At 72.3% G+C, this 15946-nt stretch carries 19 protein-coding genes and 2 tRNA genes; 11 read left to right on the top strand and 10 right to left on the bottom strand.

Annotated elements, in window-relative coordinates:
- The first annotated feature begins 31 nt into the window (after positions 1–31).
- Positions 32–754: a hypothetical protein gene (locus FS825_RS03690; RefSeq protein ID WP_144710942.1), complete on the top strand. Its 723-nt coding sequence runs from the start codon at positions 32–34 to the stop codon at positions 752–754.
- 13 nt (positions 755–767) lie between these two features.
- On the opposite strand, the gene FS825_RS03685 is transcribed toward FS825_RS03690, so the two are convergent.
- From FS825_RS03685 to msrA, 3 genes are all read right to left on the bottom strand, one after another.
- Positions 768–1394, bottom strand: coding sequence for a single-stranded DNA-binding protein (locus FS825_RS03685; protein WP_144710940.1), 627 nt, complete (start codon positions 1392–1394; stop codon positions 768–770).
- Positions 1395–1509: 115 nt separating this feature from the next.
- Positions 1510–1713, bottom strand: a complete 204-nt coding sequence (locus FS825_RS03680) for a methyltransferase (RefSeq protein ID WP_144710938.1) — start codon at positions 1711–1713, stop codon at positions 1510–1512.
- A gap of 47 nt (positions 1714–1760) precedes the next feature.
- Positions 1761–2288, bottom strand: coding sequence for a peptide-methionine (S)-S-oxide reductase MsrA (gene msrA / locus FS825_RS03675; RefSeq protein ID WP_144710936.1), 528 nt, complete (start codon positions 2286–2288; stop codon positions 1761–1763).
- 165 nt (positions 2289–2453) lie between these two features.
- Between msrA and FS825_RS03670 the strand changes: the two genes are divergently transcribed.
- Together FS825_RS03670 and FS825_RS03665 are read left to right on the top strand one after the other, a co-directional pair.
- Entirely contained in the window at positions 2454–2720 is a 267-nt protein-coding gene (locus FS825_RS03670; protein WP_144710934.1) for a hypothetical protein, read from the top strand.
- Between the two features lie 99 nt (positions 2721–2819).
- A complete protein-coding gene (locus FS825_RS03665) occupies positions 2820–4148 on the top strand; it encodes a hypothetical protein (RefSeq protein ID WP_144710932.1) in 1329 nt (442 codons plus the stop codon).
- Positions 4149–4205: 57 nt separating this feature from the next.
- Here FS825_RS03665 and FS825_RS03660 read toward each other — a convergent pair.
- From FS825_RS03660 to FS825_RS03650, 3 genes are all read right to left on the bottom strand, one after another.
- A tRNA-Arg gene (locus tag FS825_RS03660) sits at positions 4206–4278 on the bottom strand.
- A gap of 14 nt (positions 4279–4292) precedes the next feature.
- Positions 4293–4853 (bottom strand): P-loop NTPase family protein, encoded by a 561-nt coding sequence (locus FS825_RS03655; protein ID WP_144710930.1) that lies wholly within the window; start codon positions 4851–4853, stop codon positions 4293–4295.
- 9 nt (positions 4854–4862) lie between these two features.
- On the bottom strand, positions 4863–7160 hold the full coding sequence (locus tag FS825_RS03650) for a glycosyltransferase family 39 protein (protein WP_144710928.1): 2298 nt from the start codon (positions 7158–7160) through the stop codon (positions 4863–4865).
- A gap of 159 nt (positions 7161–7319) precedes the next feature.
- Between FS825_RS03650 and FS825_RS03645 the strand changes: the two genes are divergently transcribed.
- Genes FS825_RS03645 through FS825_RS03635 form a run of 3 tightly spaced genes read left to right on the top strand, consistent with a single transcriptional unit; the run spans position 7320 to position 10470 of the window.
- On the top strand, positions 7320–8072 hold the full coding sequence (locus FS825_RS03645) for an acylneuraminate cytidylyltransferase family protein (RefSeq protein ID WP_144710926.1): 753 nt from the start codon (positions 7320–7322) through the stop codon (positions 8070–8072).
- Entirely contained in the window at positions 8069–8941 is an 873-nt protein-coding gene (locus FS825_RS03640; RefSeq protein ID WP_144710924.1) for an N-acetylneuraminate synthase family protein, read from the top strand. The genes FS825_RS03645 and FS825_RS03640 overlap by 4 nt, the downstream gene beginning before the upstream one ends.
- A complete protein-coding gene (locus FS825_RS03635) occupies positions 8938–10470 on the top strand; it encodes a DUF6716 putative glycosyltransferase (protein ID WP_144710922.1) in 1533 nt (510 codons plus the stop codon). Before FS825_RS03640 ends, FS825_RS03635 begins: the two co-directional genes overlap by 4 nt.
- Here FS825_RS03635 and FS825_RS03630 read toward each other — a convergent pair.
- Both FS825_RS03630 and FS825_RS03625 read right to left on the bottom strand, forming a co-directional pair.
- Positions 10414–10674: a thioredoxin family protein gene (locus tag FS825_RS03630; RefSeq protein ID WP_186377054.1), complete on the bottom strand. Its 261-nt coding sequence runs from the start codon at positions 10672–10674 to the stop codon at positions 10414–10416. The genes FS825_RS03635 and FS825_RS03630 overlap by 57 nt on opposite strands.
- Positions 10675–10750: 76 nt before the next feature.
- On the bottom strand, positions 10751–11041 hold the full coding sequence (locus FS825_RS03625) for a hypothetical protein (protein ID WP_144710920.1): 291 nt from the start codon (positions 11039–11041) through the stop codon (positions 10751–10753).
- A gap of 61 nt (positions 11042–11102) precedes the next feature.
- Between FS825_RS03625 and FS825_RS03620 the strand changes: the two genes are divergently transcribed.
- The 5 genes from FS825_RS03620 to FS825_RS03600 all read left to right on the top strand — a co-directional run bounded on the left by FS825_RS03620 (position 11103) and on the right by FS825_RS03600 (position 14623).
- The gene (locus tag FS825_RS03620; RefSeq protein ID WP_144710918.1) at positions 11103–11549 is read left to right on the top strand and encodes a MarR family winged helix-turn-helix transcriptional regulator; all 447 of its coding nucleotides are present in this window, start codon (positions 11103–11105) and stop codon (positions 11547–11549) included.
- Positions 11546–12787, top strand: coding sequence for an MFS transporter (locus FS825_RS03615; RefSeq protein WP_144710916.1), 1242 nt, complete (start codon positions 11546–11548; stop codon positions 12785–12787). Before FS825_RS03620 ends, FS825_RS03615 begins: the two co-directional genes overlap by 4 nt.
- A 598-nt stretch (positions 12788–13385) precedes the next feature.
- Positions 13386–14024, top strand: a complete 639-nt coding sequence (orn, locus tag FS825_RS03610) for an oligoribonuclease (RefSeq protein ID WP_144710914.1) — start codon at positions 13386–13388, stop codon at positions 14022–14024.
- 75 nt (positions 14025–14099) lie between these two features.
- Positions 14100–14175, top strand: a tRNA-His gene (locus FS825_RS03605).
- A 103-nt stretch (positions 14176–14278) separates the two neighbouring features.
- Complete coding sequence (locus FS825_RS03600; RefSeq protein ID WP_260981015.1) at positions 14279–14623, top strand: metallopeptidase family protein; 345 nt, start codon at positions 14279–14281, stop codon at positions 14621–14623.
- 16 nt (positions 14624–14639) lie between these two features.
- Here the strand turns inward: FS825_RS03600 and FS825_RS03595 are convergent, their stop codons facing one another.
- Positions 14640–15224 carry a nucleoside/nucleotide kinase family protein gene (locus tag FS825_RS03595; RefSeq protein WP_260980994.1) on the bottom strand — a complete coding sequence of 195 codons (585 nt, stop codon included), beginning with the start codon at positions 15222–15224 and terminating at the stop codon, positions 14640–14642.
- Complete coding sequence (locus FS825_RS03590) at positions 15217–15936, bottom strand: energy-coupling factor transporter transmembrane component T family protein (RefSeq protein ID WP_260980993.1); 720 nt, start codon at positions 15934–15936, stop codon at positions 15217–15219. Before FS825_RS03590 ends, FS825_RS03595 begins: the two co-directional genes overlap by 8 nt.
- Positions 15937–15946 lie beyond the last annotated feature (10 nt).

Genomic DNA, 15946 nt, shown 5'->3' with positions numbered 1-15946 from the left:
CGGTCAACCGACCACCGGAGAGGATCAGGACATGTTCACCAAGCGTCTGCGACGACTCGTGCTCCCGCTCGCCGGGGCGACCGCGCTCACCGTCGCGCTGCTCGCCCCCGCCACCTCCGCCTCGGCCGCGTCGCCGGTGCCGCGCGGGAAGCCGTACGTGCAGTACACCGCGCACCTCATCGAGAACGGGTCCGGGTCGGGGTACTCGTCGTACATCAACGTCCACGACGCGCACAACAACGCCTTCGCCGTCGGGATCCAGTCCGACACCGGGTCCTCGATCAGCAAGGGACAGCCGCGGTTCATCTGGGAGCGCGTGCAGAACGGCAAGTTCACGTACGGCTACATGGGCGGCGCGTCCCACAGCAAGACCTCGGTCGGTCTGCGCTGGTACAAGAACGACGTGGCGTCGGTCATCCTCAACAACCGCACGGTCGGCACCATCGCCGTGAACCTGGACGGGCGACTCTTCTTCAACGCCGAGGCGAACGCCCGTCTCAACGGCGACGTCGTGCACTCGCAGGTGAACGACATCTCGATCGCCGTCGGTGACACCGCCGGGCGGACCGGTCTCACCGGCACCTGGAACACGGGCTTCACGTTCCACGGGCTGAAGGCGAAGCAGACGAACGGCACGAAGGTCCAGGGTGCGAGCTTCTCGATCGACGGACGGGTGTCCGGGCTGCCGCGCGGCGGGAACTGGGACACGACCGAGGTCGCGGGCATCGCGATGATCGCCCAGGCCTGGCGGTAGTCCGCGCCACGGCTCACGCCGCCGCACGGTCGTCCTCCGGGGCGATCGTGACGGCGGCGTTCGTCATCGGGTCGTACTCGTCCCCGTGGATCGCGGCGGTGTGCCGGGCGGCCTCGGTCGAGTCCGGGAGTTCCTCGCCGGGATCGGACTCGGGGCCCGGGCGGTCGCCTTCGTCGTCGTCGGCGTCGGCGTGCGCGACTTCGGTGACGACGCCCGTGACCGGGTCCACATTGGGCGCGATGGTGGCGGTGCTGCCCGGCGCAGCGGACGAATCGCTCGTGTGCCGGGGGACGCGGACCCAGTTGCTGATGCCCCAGGCGAGGTCGTGACCGACCCCTTCGGCGTCGATCTCGACCGAGGTGCCGCCGCGGCCGTCCCGTTCCCACGTCCGGATCCGGACCCGCCCGGTGACGACGATGCGGTCGCCCTTCTTCAGGGAGCGGTGGACGTTGGCCGCGAGCGACCGGAAGGCGGTGACGGTGTACCAGTTGGTCGCGCCGTTGGTCCAGCTCGAGGTCGCGCGGTCCCAACGTCGTGACGGCGAGGCGAGCCGCATGCTCGTGATGGCGATCCCGGTGTCGGTGACGAGGTGACGGGGCTCGGTGGCGATGATCCCGCAGACGGTGATGGTGTCGTTCATGCCTCGATCGTCATCGAGCCCCGGAGTGCGGAAGCACTCCGGGGCTCGATCTGTGACTGGATGACTCGATCAGGCGAGGTGTGGAGGAGGAGTCCCCCGCGCCTCCAGACCGACGTCAGTGCGCGCGGAACTCGGGTCGGTCCGCCAACGGCCCGAGCGCCGCGTGCACGGCACCCTTCGCAGAAGCGAGCGACGGGTACGTCCCGCCGAGCCCGCTGCGACCGTAGAGCTCGACCCGGTACCCGCCATCGGCACGGTGGATGCTGCCCACCGCTCCGGCCGGTCCGACCGCGACCCAGGTCCCGGTGTTGTTCGTCATCGTTCGACCACCTCCTCGTGGCCCCGACGTCCGGACGATCAGGACGATCAGGACGCCAGGATGTACTGACTGTAGGCCTTGCGGACCTTGTTCACCTTCGGCAGTGCGACTGCGAGGCAGTAGCCCTGACCGGGGTTCTTCGCGAAGAAGTCCTGGTGGTACTCCTCCGCTCGGTAGAACGTACCCAACGGTTCGATCGTCGTCACGATGCCCCCGTCCCAGATCTCGGACGCGCGCTCGATCGCACGCTCGAACAGGGCCCGCTGCTCGTCGTCGGCCGGGAACATGGCCGAGCGGTACTGGGTGCCGACGTCGGCGCCCTGCCGGTTCAGCTGCCGCGGGTCGTGGAGCGTGAAGAAGACGTCGAGGATGACGTCCGCCGGGATCACCGACTCGTCGAAGGTCACGGCGACGGCTTCGGCGTGCCCGGTCGTCCCGGTGCAGACCAGCTCGTACGACGGCTCGGGGGTCGCACCACCGACGTAGCCGGACACCACGTCCTGCACGCCCTGGAGCGTGCGGTACACGGCGTCGAGACACCAGAAACATCCACCTGCGAGCACGAACGTCGTCATGCGCTCAACCTACCTTCCCGGCCTCGGACCGACCCGAGATCGGGTCGTTCCTCCTCCACAACGCGACGGGTCGGAGCGGTGTTCCACGGAGCGGACACGGAGCCCGCGGCGTGTCGGTGGTCGCCCGTACCGTCGGACACACACCGACGAACCGGAGGCCACCCGATGCACACGACGACCGAACCCGCACTGCGGATCCGCACCGTGCCCGTCGCCCGTTCGCGCGGTGACCTCCGCATCCTCGACGTCCGTGACGACCTCAGCCGTGTGACCCGCGCCAGCGGCGAGATCGTCGGGTACGTGGACCGCGTGGACGTCGCCGGCGGGACCGCCTACCGGGCCCGCCGCTACGTCTCGGCCGAGCGGCGCTTCGTCGAGCTGCCGAACGTGTGGTCGGCGGACGACGCCGTCGACTGCCTCCGCTGGGGCTGATCCACACGTCGACGCAGCGCAGCACCCGGCTCCGACGGGTTGCGTGGAACGCCGTCCCGCTTCCCCGATGCCTGACCGTTTCGTGAGTAGGGTGCGCGCATGGACTGGTGGAACGACCTGACCGACTGGATCTCGTCGGACGACGGCTGGCGTGTGATCTCCGGCGCGATCATCCCGTTCGTCGCGATCGTCGTGGCGGGCATCGTCGCGGCGCTCATCGGACGCGCGGCGACGAAGCGCGTCGTCGCGATGCAGGAACGCGAAGCACGGAACGCGGCCGTCGCGGGTGTCGTCTCGGCGGCGCGCAAGGCCGCGACGTGGGGCTCCCTCGGGCACGACGAGCGCGCCTACGCCGACCACCTCGCCGAGGACTCCGACATCCGCCTCCGACTCCTGCCCGTCTCCGGTGCGCCGCTCGCGGCGAACTGGACGCAGCACGAGATCGCGGACATCAAGAAGAACTCCTCGACGTTCAGCTTCCAGGCCGAGCAGTCGCTCGCCGAGTTCCGCGACCGGCTCCTCGAGTGGCAGGCACGTCCGAACCGTGCGCGCAAGCTCTTCAAGAGCGACCTCGAGCGCTGGAAGTTCGACTCGCCGGACCCCGACGCCGAGCTGATCTCGCGTCAGCAGGAGTGGAACGCCGACAAGACCGCCGCGCGGCCCACGGACGCCACGGCTGCCGCTCCGGCACCTGCGCCGGCCGCCGATCGCCCCACCCCGACCACGACGTCCCTGCGCCCCGCGCCGCAGCGTCCGGGTGCTGCCACCCCGGTCGGTTCCACCGCGACCCCCGGCGCCCCCACGGCTCCCGCGGGCGCCGCTGCCGCGCAGGCCGCAGGTGCCGGGTTCTCGGTCACGCGCGGCGGTGCCGTCCGGACCGATCCGAACGCCACGACCCCGATCTCGGACTCCTCCGGCACGAACGCGACGACGCCGATCTCCGACGCGAACACGACCCGCGCGTACGGCGACCGGGCAGCCACGCCGATCCGCCCGGCGCTCGGTTCGCCGGCCTCCCCGTCGCGTTCCACCGGGTCCTCGGCAGCACTCCGTCCGGACACCGACAGCGCGACCGCCGCGCGCACCAGCGACTCCCGGCGGAGCGACACGGACGACGACAACGCCGACACGGTCGACGACTCCCGCACCCAGCAGTCCGCGGGACAGCGTGGGCCGCTGACGAGCGGCTCGCCCGTGCCGCCGCCCGTCGCGCAGCCGACCTCGGCGGACGCCCACGTGAACCGCGGCACCGATGCCGACGGCCGCAGCACCGACGCTCCCGCCGCGTCCCCGACGCGATCGGTCCCCACGCGCATCGCCGATGCACCCGCCGAACCGGCCGACGCGAACGAGACCTCGGAAGCGCCGTACACGCAGCCGATCAGCGCGAGCGAGCTCCGCCGCCGGGCTGCCGACGACGACGAGTAGACCGCCGGAACCACGACGAAGGCCGCCGTCCCGACGGACGGCGGCCTTCGTCGTACGTGCCCCCGGCAGGAATCGAACCCGCGGCACGGTGGGTAGAAACCACCTGCTCTATCCACTGAGCTACGGAGGCGGACGGCCTCGATTCTATCCGCGACCCTCGTCGAGGTGCTGCACGAACCGGTCGATCGCCCGCTGGGAGCGCAGCCGCACGATGCGGAGGTGCGGGGCCGTCCGGACGAGTTCGGGCACCCGTTCCCGAGTCGCGTTGCGGGTGCTGATCCCCCAGCGGACGATGTGGCCGCGGTCCGTGAAGAAGGTCCAGAGCGACGGCTCGACGTTCCCGTTCCAGAGCTCCGTCCGGCGCAGGCGCCGGCGGACGGTACGGCGCACCAGACGCCACAGGGCCAGGGGCGTCGGCAGATCGATCCACACCAGCGTGTCCGCACGTTCGGCGAGGAGTGCCCGCACGGACGTGTACTGCCACTCCGTCACCCAGGTCGGCGCGCTCGTGAACGCCTCGACGTCCTCGACGAAGCGCTCCCGCGGCTGCCAGTCCGGCCCGTGGTACAGCGCGTCGATCTCGGTGTGCGGGATCCCGAGCGCCCGGCCGATGCGCCCCGCTGTCGTGGTCTTCCCGACGCCCGTCGTGCCGGCGACCAGGACGCGCCGGGGTGTCGGGTCGAGGGGGTCGTCGGCGCCGAGCACCTCCCGACCCTAGCCCACGGTCAGGTCGTACACCGTGACGCCGCCGATCGTCGTCGACGTGAAGTTCGACTCGACCCACGACGAGATCTTCGACGCCGTGTCGCTGCCGCCGTTCGACCGGCCGACGCTCCCGGCGATGAAGTAGTGGATCTTGCCCTCGGCGACGTACCGCTTGAACTGCGCCAGGGTCGGTGACGGGTCCGAGCCGTTGAACCCACCGACGGGCATCACCGACTCCCCGGTGGCGAGCTGGTACGTCGCGGCGCTGTTCGAGCCGATCGCTGCGGCCACCCAGGTGTAGTCGTCGGCGTCCTTCGTGAGCGCCTGGCGCAGTGCGGAGGAGATCTCCGTGGACCCACCGAGCAGACTGCCCGCGCCGCCACCGAAGCCGCCACGGCCACCCTCGGCCGACCCGCCGAAGCCACCGAACCCGCCGCCAGTACCACCGGTGCCGGTGCCGGGCGCGCCGGTGCCGGTACCGCCCGTCCCACCGCCGCCGGTCCCACCGGCGCCACCCGCGCCTCCTGGCTGACCGCCGAAGCCGCCGAACCCTCGACCGCCGCCGGCACCTCCCGCACCACCGGCACCGCCACCGAAGCCACCACGTCCGCCGCCGAACCCCGCGCCCGCGACGCTCGGTCCTGCCGACGGCAGCGACCCCGTGTGCGCAGTCGTGACGGTGTCGATGGAGTACGCGGCCGGGCCGAGCAGGGCGGTGATCACGGAGCCGACGACCACGACGCCTCCGAGCAGGCGGGACCACCGCGCCGCCACACCCCAGCGGGGGCGCACGGCCGGGGAACCCTCCGGATCGCCGGACTCGGACGGACCCGCGGCGACGGGGACCGACTCCCAACCCGACACACCGGCCGCGCCAGCCCCGCCAGCCCCGCCGACCGCACCGGCCGCGCCAGCCCCGCCGACCGCACCGGACTCGTCGACGACGCCAGCCCCGCCGCCGGCCCGACCAGCCCCGCCGCCCACACCCCGCACCGGCACGAGCACCGCCGCGGCGGTCACCACCCCGACGACCAACACCACCCACCGGATCCACGGCTGCCACCCCGACGCCGCCGTCAACAGGTGCCACTGCCACACCACGGTCACGACGATCGCGAGCGCCGCCACACCCCGCCACCACCACGACGCCCGCCGCTCCCAGAGCACTCCGGCCCCGATGCCCACGAGCCCCGCGATGTACGGCGCCAGCGCGACCGTGTAGTACGGGTGGAAGATCCCGCCCATGAAGCTGAAGACCAGTCCGGTCACGAGCAGGGCGCCGCCGAGGGCGAGCACCGTCGCGAGCCGAGCAGACGTACGCTGCCGGAAGCCGATCGCGACGAGCACCGCCACGAGGAGCACGAGCGCGGTCGGCAGCAGCCAGGTGATCTGCCCGGCGAACTCCGACCCGAACAGCCGCAGGATCCCGGTGGCACCCCACGACCCGCTGCCCGCGGTACCGCCGCCCCCGCCTCCACCGGTCACGCTGCCGGTCTCGTCGCCGGTCACCCGCCCGAGGCCGTTGTACCCGAACGTGAGCTCGAGGAACGAGTCCGTCTGGGACCCGCCCACGTACGGACGCGCCGACGAGGGGACGAGCTCGACGATCGCGACCCACCAACCGCCGGCGACGACCACGGCGAGCGCGGCCCACAGCAGGTGCACGACGCGCTTCACGAACGGCAGCGACGAGCAGTACAGGTACACGCCTACCAGGACCGGCAGGATGACGAACCCCTGCAGCTGCTTGGTGAGGAACGCGATCCCGACCGCGACGCCCGCGAGGACCACCCACCGCAGCCGTCCGCTCTCGACGCCGCGTAGCACGAGCCACAGGGACAGGACCATGAGCAGCGCCAGCAGCGCGTCCGGGTTGTTGAACCGGAACATGAGGGTCGCGACCGGCGTCACGGCGAGCGCACCACCGGCGATGAGCGCCGCTCCGGCGGAGAATCGGCGGCGCACGATCGCGTAGAGCAGCGCCACGGCGCCGACGCCCATGAGCGCCTCTGGGACGAGGATCGCCCACGAGTTGAGCCCGAACAGCCGCACGGACAGCTCCATGACCCAGAGGAACGCCGGCGGCTTGTCGACGGTGATCGAGTTGCCGGCGTCGGAGGAACCGTAGAAGAACGCCTCCCAGTTCCGGCTGCCGGCCTGCACGGCCGCCGAGTAGAACGCGTTCGCGTACCCGTTCACCCCGAGGTTCACGATGTACAGCACCCCGGTCGCGACGAGCAGGCCGAGGAACGCGGGGCGTTCCCACCGCGCGCGCGGGACGACTGGTGTGCGGGACGTGGGAGCCATGGTCCCAGCGTCATCGAGTCGGCTTTCGGCATCCGTTGGTACGGCTGTGCAACTGCCGGGAGGCGCGGCTCGACTCCGGCGCGCGGGTTCCGGCACGGTTCGGCGCGAGTCTGCCTCGTGTTCGCTTCCGCGTCACCGGCGCTTCGTAACGTCCGGACCATGCGCTCCACCGGTTCCGTCGTCGCGGTCGTGCCGGCCCGTGCCGGGTCGAAGGGGATCCCGGGGAAGAACCTCCGGGTGGTCGCCGGCCGGTCCCTCGTCCGCCGCGCCGTCGAGTCGGCACGTGCGGCATCGACGATCGACCTCGTCGTGGTCTCGACCGACGGGGACGCCATCGCCGCCGAGGCCGTCGCCGCCGGCGCCCGGGTCGTCCATCGGCCGGAGGCGCTCGCCGGGGACGAGGCCTCGTCGGAGTCCGCGATCCTGCACGCCCTCGACGCGCTGACCGCGGCCGGGGAGGACCCCGACGTCGTGGTGTTCCTGCAGGCGACCTCGCCGTTCATCGACCCGGCCGACCTCGACGCCGCGGTCGCGCGCGTGCGGGACGGCCACGCCGACGTGGTGTTCGCGGCGGCCCCGTCGCACGCGTTCCTCTGGCGGATCGGTGACGACGGCGCCGCCCACGCGGTGAACCACGACGCCGCGGTCCGCCCGCGCCGGCAGGACCGCGAGCCGGAGTACCGCGAGACCGGCGCCTTCACCGTCTTCCGTGCGGAAGCGTTCCGGGAGCACCGCCACCGCTTCCACGGCCGCGTCGAGCTCGCCGTCGTCGACCCGCGTGGCGCAATCGACATCGACGACCCCGCCGACCTCGCGCTCGCCTCGGCCCTCGCAGCCCGGCTCGAGCAGCCGGCCCCCGACCACCCTGCGGCCGTCGCGCCGCACGTCCCTGCACCGAACGGAGCACCATGACCGTCACCATCGGCACCTCGACCATCGGCGCGGGCCATCCCGCGTACCTCATCGGCGAGATCGGCCTCAACCACAACGGCGACGTCGAGCTCGCGAAGCGACTCATCGACGTGGCGGCCGACGCCGGGTTGCAGGCGGTCAAGTTCCAGAAGCGGACGCCGGCGATCGCCACGCCGGAGCACATGAAGCACACGCCGCGGTCGACGCCGTGGGGCGACATGACGTACCTCGAGTACCGCTACCGGGTGGAGTTCGACCGCGACCAGTACATCGAGATCGGCGACCACGCCACGCTCCGCGGCCTCGACTGGTTCGCCTCGCCGTGGGACGAGCCGTCGGTGGCGTTCCTCGAGGACCTCAACGTCGTCGCGTACAAGATCGCATCGGCGTCCGTGACCGACCTCGGCCTCCTCGCCGAGGTCGCGGCCACCGGCAAGCCCGTGATCCTGTCGACCGGGATGTCCACGCTCGAGCAGATCGACCGCGCGGTCGAGGCCCTCGGCACCGAGCGACTCGTCCTCATGCACGCCACGTCGACGTACCCGCTCCCCGCCGAGGAAGCGAACCTCCGCATGATCGACACCCTCGCGAACCGGTACGCGGGCGTGCCGGTCGGGTACTCGGGCCACGAGCCCGGGCTGCAGATCTCCCTCGCCGCCGTCGCGCTCGGGGCCACCGCCGTCGAGCGGCACATCACCCTGGACCGCACGATGTGGGGCTCCGACCACGCGGCGTCGCTCGAACCGCACGGGCTGCAGACCCTCGCGCGCGACATCCGGATCATCGAGACGGCGTTGGGCGACGGGGTGAAGCGGATCTTCCCGGGCGAGCGGGCGCCGCTGGCGAAGCTGCGCCGCGTCGGGGCGTGAGCGACGGAGGTCGGAGCGTCACCGGTGACGGGGGCGAGCCGACGAGCGGACGGGAGGCGCGCCTCCAGTCCGAATCGTCACCACGCGTCCGACGCGTGGTCGGCCTCGTCGACACCGACTCGTTCGCGAAGTGGGGCGCCCACCTCCTCGCCACGGCACCCGCGCACTGGGACGTCGAGCTGCGCACCGTCGCGACACCACGCTCCGCGAGCCGCCAGCAGCTGCGGTCCGCGTTCCGGGGTCTCGACGACCGTCTCGCGCACCTCGCTGCCGCGCCGTCCGAGCCGCTCGGGGTCGACGCCGTCGTCGAGCAGCTGCGGCGCGACCCGCCGGACGCCGTCCTGGTCTCCCTGATCGGTCCGGTCGCCGAGCTCGTGATCGACGAGGTCCACCGGCGGGTGCGACGGCGACCGGTCCTCGTGACCGGGCTGCCGGGGATCTCGTACCCGTCGAAGTGGAAGGGCGTGTTCTTCCGTGCCCGCGCCGACCTGTTCGTCCTGCACAGCCACCGCGAGGTGCGCGCGTACGAGGAGCTCGCGGCCGAGGGCGGCGTCGAGCCGCACTTCGCACTCGCGACGCTGCCCTTCGCGCGGCGCGCCGGGGCGGTGCGCGGCGCCGTGGCGGTGCGCGACGCCGTCGTCTTCGCGGCGCAGCCGAGCGTCCCCGCCGAGCGGGCGGAACGCGCACGGGTCGTCGGCTGGCTCGCCGAGACGGCCCGGCGGCACCCGGAGTGGCGCGTGGTCATCAAGGTGCGTGCCACGGCCGGCGAACAGCAGACGCACCGGGAGCCGTACCCGTACCCGGACCTGGTGCCGGCGGACGCACCGGCGAACCTCGTCGTCGAGAGCGGGCCGATGGCGGAGCACCTCGACCGGGCGGTCGCCCTCGTGACGATCAGTTCGACGGCCGTCCTCGAGGCTGCCGCCCGAGGCGTCCCCGCACTCACGCTGACCGACTTCGGCATCGGTCGGCACCTCATCAACGAGGTCTTCGTCGGCAGCGGGCTGGAGGGTGACTCCGTCGACCTGGTGGACGGCCGCTTCGGCACGGTCCGCCCGGAGTGGATGCACGCCAACCACTTCCACCCGGAGTCCGAGAACGACTGGGCGGAACGGGCCGAGCACCTCATGGAGCAGCGTGACGCCGGGGTCCTCGTCGACCGTCCGGCCGCGCGCCGGAGTCGTGGCGGAGCGCTGCGGCGGGCGTGGGAACGGAAGAACGCGCTCGGGGCGGACGACCACAGCGTGCTCGGTGCCGTCGCCCTCGGGGTCGGGGCACCGGTCCGGGCCGTGAAGCGAATCGTGCGCCAGGTGCGGCGGCTCGTCCGGCCTCCCGAGGCACCCGTCGTGCTCGCGCCGACGAGTCAGCGGGCGGGCACTGGCGGTGCTGGCGGTGCTGGCGGCGCAGGCGGCGCGGGCGGCGCGGGCGTTCCGCGCGTTCCGCGCGTTCCGCGCGTTCCGCGCGTTCCGCGCTCAGAGCGCGTGGGCGATCGCGAGCAGGAGTTGGTCCCGGGTCGGGACGCCGGGTGACCGGAAGACCTCGGCGCCGTCGTCCCGACGCACGATGATCGTCGGGGTCGACCGGATGCCGAGTTCCTCCGCGCGGTCAGGGTCGTTCGCGACGTCCCGTTCGGTCAGGTGCAGCCCGGGGACGAGCGCCGCGGCCTCGGCCGACACCCTGCGGGCGGCGGCGCACGGGGCGCAGAAGGCGGAGGTCCAGAGATCGAGCTGCATGACCTGGTGCAACACAGCGGCGCCGGGATCCACTCCCGACGCCGCCGGCCTCGCGCTCACTCGTGCTTGCTCGCGGTCACTCGCGGTCGAACTCGCCGCTGCGGTCGCCGCGGTCCTGCAGGTCGTCGACGGGGTCGGACTCCCCCGGGACGTACTCGTACTCGGCCGAGGTCTGGTCGAGCACCTGGCGGGTCTTCGTCACGCGGTAGGTGAAGGCCGTCTGCAGTCCCTCGACGTCGGCGAACACCGTGACCTCGTCGTCCAGGGCGTCGCTCGTCGCGGTCCGGGTGTCGGTCGTGCCGTCGAAGGGTCCGCCGTGGAAGATCGCGGTGTACTCGTCGCCTTCGTGGATGGTGATGTCGCTCATGCATCACTTCTACCAGGCCGGACCTGTTGACTGATTCATAGCCTCGCTATATAGTTTTGCTATGGAACCGAACCGGGAGCAGACGCTCGAGACGCTCGTCGTCTCGGTCAACCGTCTGATCCGCTCCGCAGCGCAGGCCACCGGCAACAGCACGTCCTCGGCCGTCTGGCGCACCCTCGGCATCCTCGAGACGGACCAGCCGCTCCGCCTCGGGGAACTCGCCGCCGCTTCGCGCGTCGCCCAGCCGACCATGACCCGCCTCGTCGCGAGCATGCTCGCCGACGGCCTCGTCTCCCGCACCGTCGACCCGGACGACTCCCGCGGCCAGCTCATCGAGCTCACCGAGGCCGGCCGCGTCCGACTGGCCGAGTGGCGCGCCACCATCGCCAGCACGGTCGGCCCCCTGTTCGCCGACCTCGACGACGACGAGTGGGACCTCCTGCACCACGCCGCGACGCTCATCGCATCACGGACGCCCACCTCCACCAGAACGGAGACCACCGCGTGAACGCCCACGCACCCGCCGGCCAGTCCGGCAGCATCCTCAAGCAGTCCTCGGCCGTGTGGGCCATCGCCTTCGCCTGCGTCGTCGCCTTCATGGGCATCGGCCTCGTCGACCCGATCCTCCCCGCGATCGCCGCCTCGCTCAAGGCGACCCCCGCCCAGACCGAGCTCCTCTTCACGAGCTACCTGGCCGTCACCGGCGTCGCCATGTTCTTCACCAGCTGGGTCTCGAGCCGCATCGGCGCGAAGAACACCCTGCTCATCGGCCTCGCCCTCATCGTGCTGTTCTCGGTGCTCGCCGCGGCCTCCAACAGCGTGTGGAGCATCATCGACTTCCGCGCCGGCTGGGGTCTCGGCAACGCGCTCTTCATCTCCACCGCACTCGCGACGATCGTCGGCGCGGCATCGGGTGGCACGGCGTCCGCGATCATCCTGTACGAGGCGGCGCTCGGTCTCGGCATCGCCGTCGGCCCACTCGTCGGTGGCCTGCTCGGCTCGGTGAGCTGGCGCGGCCCGTTCTTCGGCGTCACCACCCTCATGGCGATCGCCTTCATCGCCATCGTCACGCTCCTCAAGACGAAGAACCTCGAGAAGCCCACTCCGACGAAGCTCTCCGCCCCGTTCCGCGCCCTCAGCCGCCCGGCGCTCGCCGCCCTCGCCGTGACCGCGCTGTTCTACAACATCGGCTTCTTCGTGCTGCTCGCCTACACGCCGTTCCCGCTCGGCTTCGGTGCGCTCGGCATCGGCTTCACGTTCTTCGGCTGGGGCGTCGGGCTCGCGATCACCTCGGTGTGGGTGGCCCCGATGCTCACCGCCCGTCTCCGTCGGACGACCGTGCTCAAGATCGCGCTCCCGCTGCTGGCGCTCGACCTGTTCGCCGCGGCCGTGGTCGTGCGGTCGCAAGCGGGGCTCATCATCTGCGTGATCATCGGCGGTCTCGTGCTCGGTGTCCTCAACACCGTGCTCACCGAGTGCGTCATGGAGGCCACCGACCTCCCCCGTTCCGTCGCCTCCAGCGCCTACTCGGCGGTGCGCTTCATCGGTGGTGCGATCGCCCCGCCCGTCGCGACCCTGCTCGCGGATGCCTTCTCCCCGTCGGCCGCCTACGTCTTCGCGGGGCTGTCGGTCGCGGTCGCCTTCGTGGTCGTGCTCGCCACCACCAAGGTCCTGCGCCGGGTGGACGAGGGCGTCGAGCCCGAGCAGGTCGAGGCCGAGGCGATCTCCGCGGGCGAGATGTCGTAGCGCGCGCGGCGTCCGGGCGCGGCGCGGGCGCGCTCCGCGCCTTCCCCGCGAGCGGGCGATGTACGTGCCGTCCACGGCGCGAGCGCGCCGTGTTCCGCCCGCTCGCGGAACGAGGTGACCGCCTGGAGGCGCGGCGCCGGTCTCACGGACCGGCCCCGCGCCTCCAGGCCGTCACGAACACGGCCACCCCCGATCCGCGAGCGGGTGGAACCAGTCCGGTCCGCACGGCGCCCCGCGCCGGATCCGCCCACTCGCGTATGCGGGCGGCGGGCGGGCGACCAGGGGCGCACGCACGCTGTCGAGCGGCGGAATCGCATCCGGACCGCCGCGAACCGGCGCGTCCTTCGCCCGCTCGTCTCGTCGGGGAGCCGGCCGCCGCGCGACCGGGCGGAATGTGGCCCGACCGGTGCGCCCACCGCGCGTCCTTCGCCCGCTCGGTGAGAGGGCAAGGCGGGCACGACGCCGAGCGGGCGGCATGCGGCCCGGTGGGCGGGCGAGCGGGACCTATTTCGCCCGCTCGCGCGCCCGCTCGCGCCCCGCGCGCCGCCGCGCGCCGCCGGCGACGGGCCCCTCCGCCCCGCGGAATAGGATCGACCCCATGGCAACTGCGAACGACCGCCTCGTCTGGATCGACTGCGAGATGACGGGCCTCGACCTCGAGGTCGACGAACTCGTCGAGGTGGCCGTGGTCATCACGGACTTCGACCTCGTCCCCGTCCACCCCGGGTTCGACATCGTCATCAAGCCGGACCAGTCCGCGCTCGACAACATGAACGAGTTCGTCACGAACATGCACACGACCTCGGGCCTCATCGACGAGATCCCGGACGGTGTGAGCCTCGCGGACGCCGAGTACCAGGTCCTGGAGTACATCCTCCAGCACGTCCCCGCCGAGGGCACCGCTCCCCTCGCGGGCAACACGATCGGCACCGACCGGGCCTTCATCGCGAAGTACATGCCGCGGATCGACAACCACCTGCACTACCGCAGCGTCGACGTGTCGAGCATCAAGGAGCTCTGCCGGCGCTGGTTCCCGCGCGTGTACTTCAACGCCCCGGAGAAGCACGGCGGCCACCGGGCGCTCGCGGACATCCTCGAGTCGATCCGCGAACTCGAGTACTACCGCCGCGCCGGCTTCGTCGCCGAGCCGGGGCCGTCGTCCGAGGACGTCCGCGCGGTCCAGGCCGAGGTCGTCGCGAAGTGGGAGCCCCGGCTCGCCCAGCCCGCCGCGGAGTAGCGACACGCGTGGTCCGACCGGGCTCCGGCGTGTACTACAATTGAGTGGTCGCGCCGGTCACCCGGTCCGAACATGGTGGATATAGCTCAGTTGGTAGAGCGCCTGGTTGTGGTCTAGGAGGTCGCGGGTTCGAGACCCGTTATTCACCCCAGCAGCTGATGCAGGTCAGCAGAGAGCCCCGGTCCGATCGGACCGGGGCTCTCGTCGTGCAACGCCACCGCCCCGTCAGGTCGGTGTGGGACGATCGGCCCGTGATGGAGATGTCCCTCGACGACTTCGAGCAGCTCGTGACCGACGAACTCGACCTGCTCCCGGACGAGATGGTCGACGGCCTCGACAACGTGGTGTTCGTGGTCGAGGACGAGCCGGAGGACGGCTCCGACCTCTTCGGCGTGTACGACGGCATCGCCGCGACCGAGCGTGGGCAGTACGGCTTCGGCGAGCTCCCGGACCGCATCGTCCTGTTCCGGAAGCAGCACCTCGCCGAGTGCGACACGGTGGAGGAGCTCCGGGACGAAGTGCACACCACCCTCGTGCACGAGATCGGCCACTTCTACGGGATCGACGACGAGCGTCTGCACGAACTCGGCTGGGCGTGACGGGCGGGTACCCCGCCTACGTCCGCGCCACCACGTCCGCCAACCCGGCCGGCTGCTCGGCCGCGATGAACGCCTCCTCCTGCGCCGCCCACCGCGCCCACTCCCGCGCGAACACCTCGCCGTCCCGCCCGATCGCCCGCTCCCACCGCGCTCGGTCGTCGGCCTCGAGCCACACCCGCAGCGTGGCGAGTGGTGCGGACGCCCGGGACAACGCGCCGCACCCCTCGACGACGATCGGGAGGCGCGGGTCGACCGCCGTCCACCCGTCCGGCTCCGAGGTGGTCCAGTCCCACCGCCGGTACCCGGACGGCTCGCCGAGGATGTCGGTCACGACCGCCTCGGACGCCGCGCGGAGCCCGTCCCAGCCGGGGTAGACGTCGTCGAGGTGCACGATCTGCGCGCCGAGCTCGGTGGCGAGGGCGTTCCCGAGCGTGGTCTTCCCCGTCCCGGACCGTCCGTCGACGAGGACGACGACCCGCCCGGCACCCGACGCCCCGACCGGACCCGCACCGGGCACGACGACCCGCCCCGCACCCGGCGCGCCGACCGACCCGACCAGACGCTCGAGCACCCGCTCGAGCACCGCCGTCCGCTCAGGCACGCCACGTCCCCGCCCCCACCGCGACCACGATCGCGACGACCCCGATGCCGACGAGCACCCCGACCATCGCCCACTCCGGCCCGCCGAACCGTGCCGTCCGCGCCCACGTCCGTCGGCCCGGCGCCCCGAACCCCCGCGACTCCATCGCCACCGCGAGCGTGGTCGCCCGCCGCAGCGCGAGCACGAGCAACGCGAACGCCATCGAGGCCCCGCGCCGCACCCGTCCGGTGTCCGCCACCCCTCGTGCCCGCCTGGCCATCCCGAGCTGTCGCCAGTCGTCGCCGAGCAGCGTCGTCATCCGGATCGCGGCGAGCGCACCGAGCACGAACCGCGCCGGCAACCGCAGCAGCTGCGCGAGCCCGTCCGCGAGATCCGTCGGGTCCACCCGCACGAACAGCGCCACCGCGGGCAGCCCGACGGCGAGGACGCGCAACGCCGTCGCGAGCGCGAGCGTCAGGGACCCGTCGGTGACGTGCGCGAAGCCGAGGTCGAACCACTCCCGGCCGGAGGGCCGCCCGTACAGCGCGATGCTCAGCGCCGTGAGCGGGACCGCGACGAGCACGGGCGAGGTCCGCAGGAGCAGGGTCCGCCACGGGATCCGGAGCACCGGCAGGAGCAGCACCTCGAGTCCGAGCGCGACCGCTGCGGACACGACGTCGAGGCTGAGCACGAGGCACACGCCCAGCGCGAGGACGCCCAGCAGCGACGCCACCGGCTGGACA

Source organism: Curtobacterium pusillum (assembly GCF_007680845.1).
Classification (GTDB): domain Bacteria; phylum Actinomycetota; class Actinomycetes; order Actinomycetales; family Microbacteriaceae; genus Curtobacterium; species Curtobacterium pusillum_B.
Note: the sequence above shows the minus strand (reverse complement) of the source record. Positions and strands in the feature narration are given on the sequence as shown.

Coding starts and splice junctions, on each gene's coding strand:
- FS825_RS03685 (WP_144710940.1), bottom strand. CDS start 1,394: ATGAACGACACCATCACCGTCTGCGGGATCATCGCCACCGAGCCCCGT.
- FS825_RS03620 (WP_144710918.1), top strand. CDS start 11,103: ATGGAACCGAACCGGGAGCAGACGCTCGAGACGCTCGTCGTCTCGGTC.
- FS825_RS03690 (WP_144710942.1), top strand. CDS start 32: ATGTTCACCAAGCGTCTGCGACGACTCGTGCTCCCGCTCGCCGGGGCG.
- msrA (WP_144710936.1), bottom strand. CDS start 2,288: ATGACGACGTTCGTGCTCGCAGGTGGATGTTTCTGGTGTCTCGACGCC.
- FS825_RS03625 (WP_144710920.1), bottom strand. CDS start 11,041: ATGAGCGACATCACCATCCACGAAGGCGACGAGTACACCGCGATCTTC.
- FS825_RS03670 (WP_144710934.1), top strand. CDS start 2,454: ATGCACACGACGACCGAACCCGCACTGCGGATCCGCACCGTGCCCGTC.
- FS825_RS03600 (WP_260981015.1), top strand. CDS start 14,279: ATGGAGATGTCCCTCGACGACTTCGAGCAGCTCGTGACCGACGAACTC.
- FS825_RS03645 (WP_144710926.1), top strand. CDS start 7,320: ATGCGCTCCACCGGTTCCGTCGTCGCGGTCGTGCCGGCCCGTGCCGGG.
- FS825_RS03630 (WP_186377054.1), bottom strand. CDS start 10,674: ATGCAGCTCGATCTCTGGACCTCCGCCTTCTGCGCCCCGTGCGCCGCC.
- FS825_RS03680 (WP_144710938.1), bottom strand. CDS start 1,713: ATGACGAACAACACCGGGACCTGGGTCGCGGTCGGACCGGCCGGAGCG.
- FS825_RS03640 (WP_144710924.1), top strand. CDS start 8,069: ATGACCGTCACCATCGGCACCTCGACCATCGGCGCGGGCCATCCCGCG.
- orn (WP_144710914.1), top strand. CDS start 13,386: ATGGCAACTGCGAACGACCGCCTCGTCTGGATCGACTGCGAGATGACG.
- FS825_RS03650 (WP_144710928.1), bottom strand. CDS start 7,160: ATGGCTCCCACGTCCCGCACACCAGTCGTCCCGCGCGCGCGGTGGGAA.
- FS825_RS03665 (WP_144710932.1), top strand. CDS start 2,820: ATGGACTGGTGGAACGACCTGACCGACTGGATCTCGTCGGACGACGGC.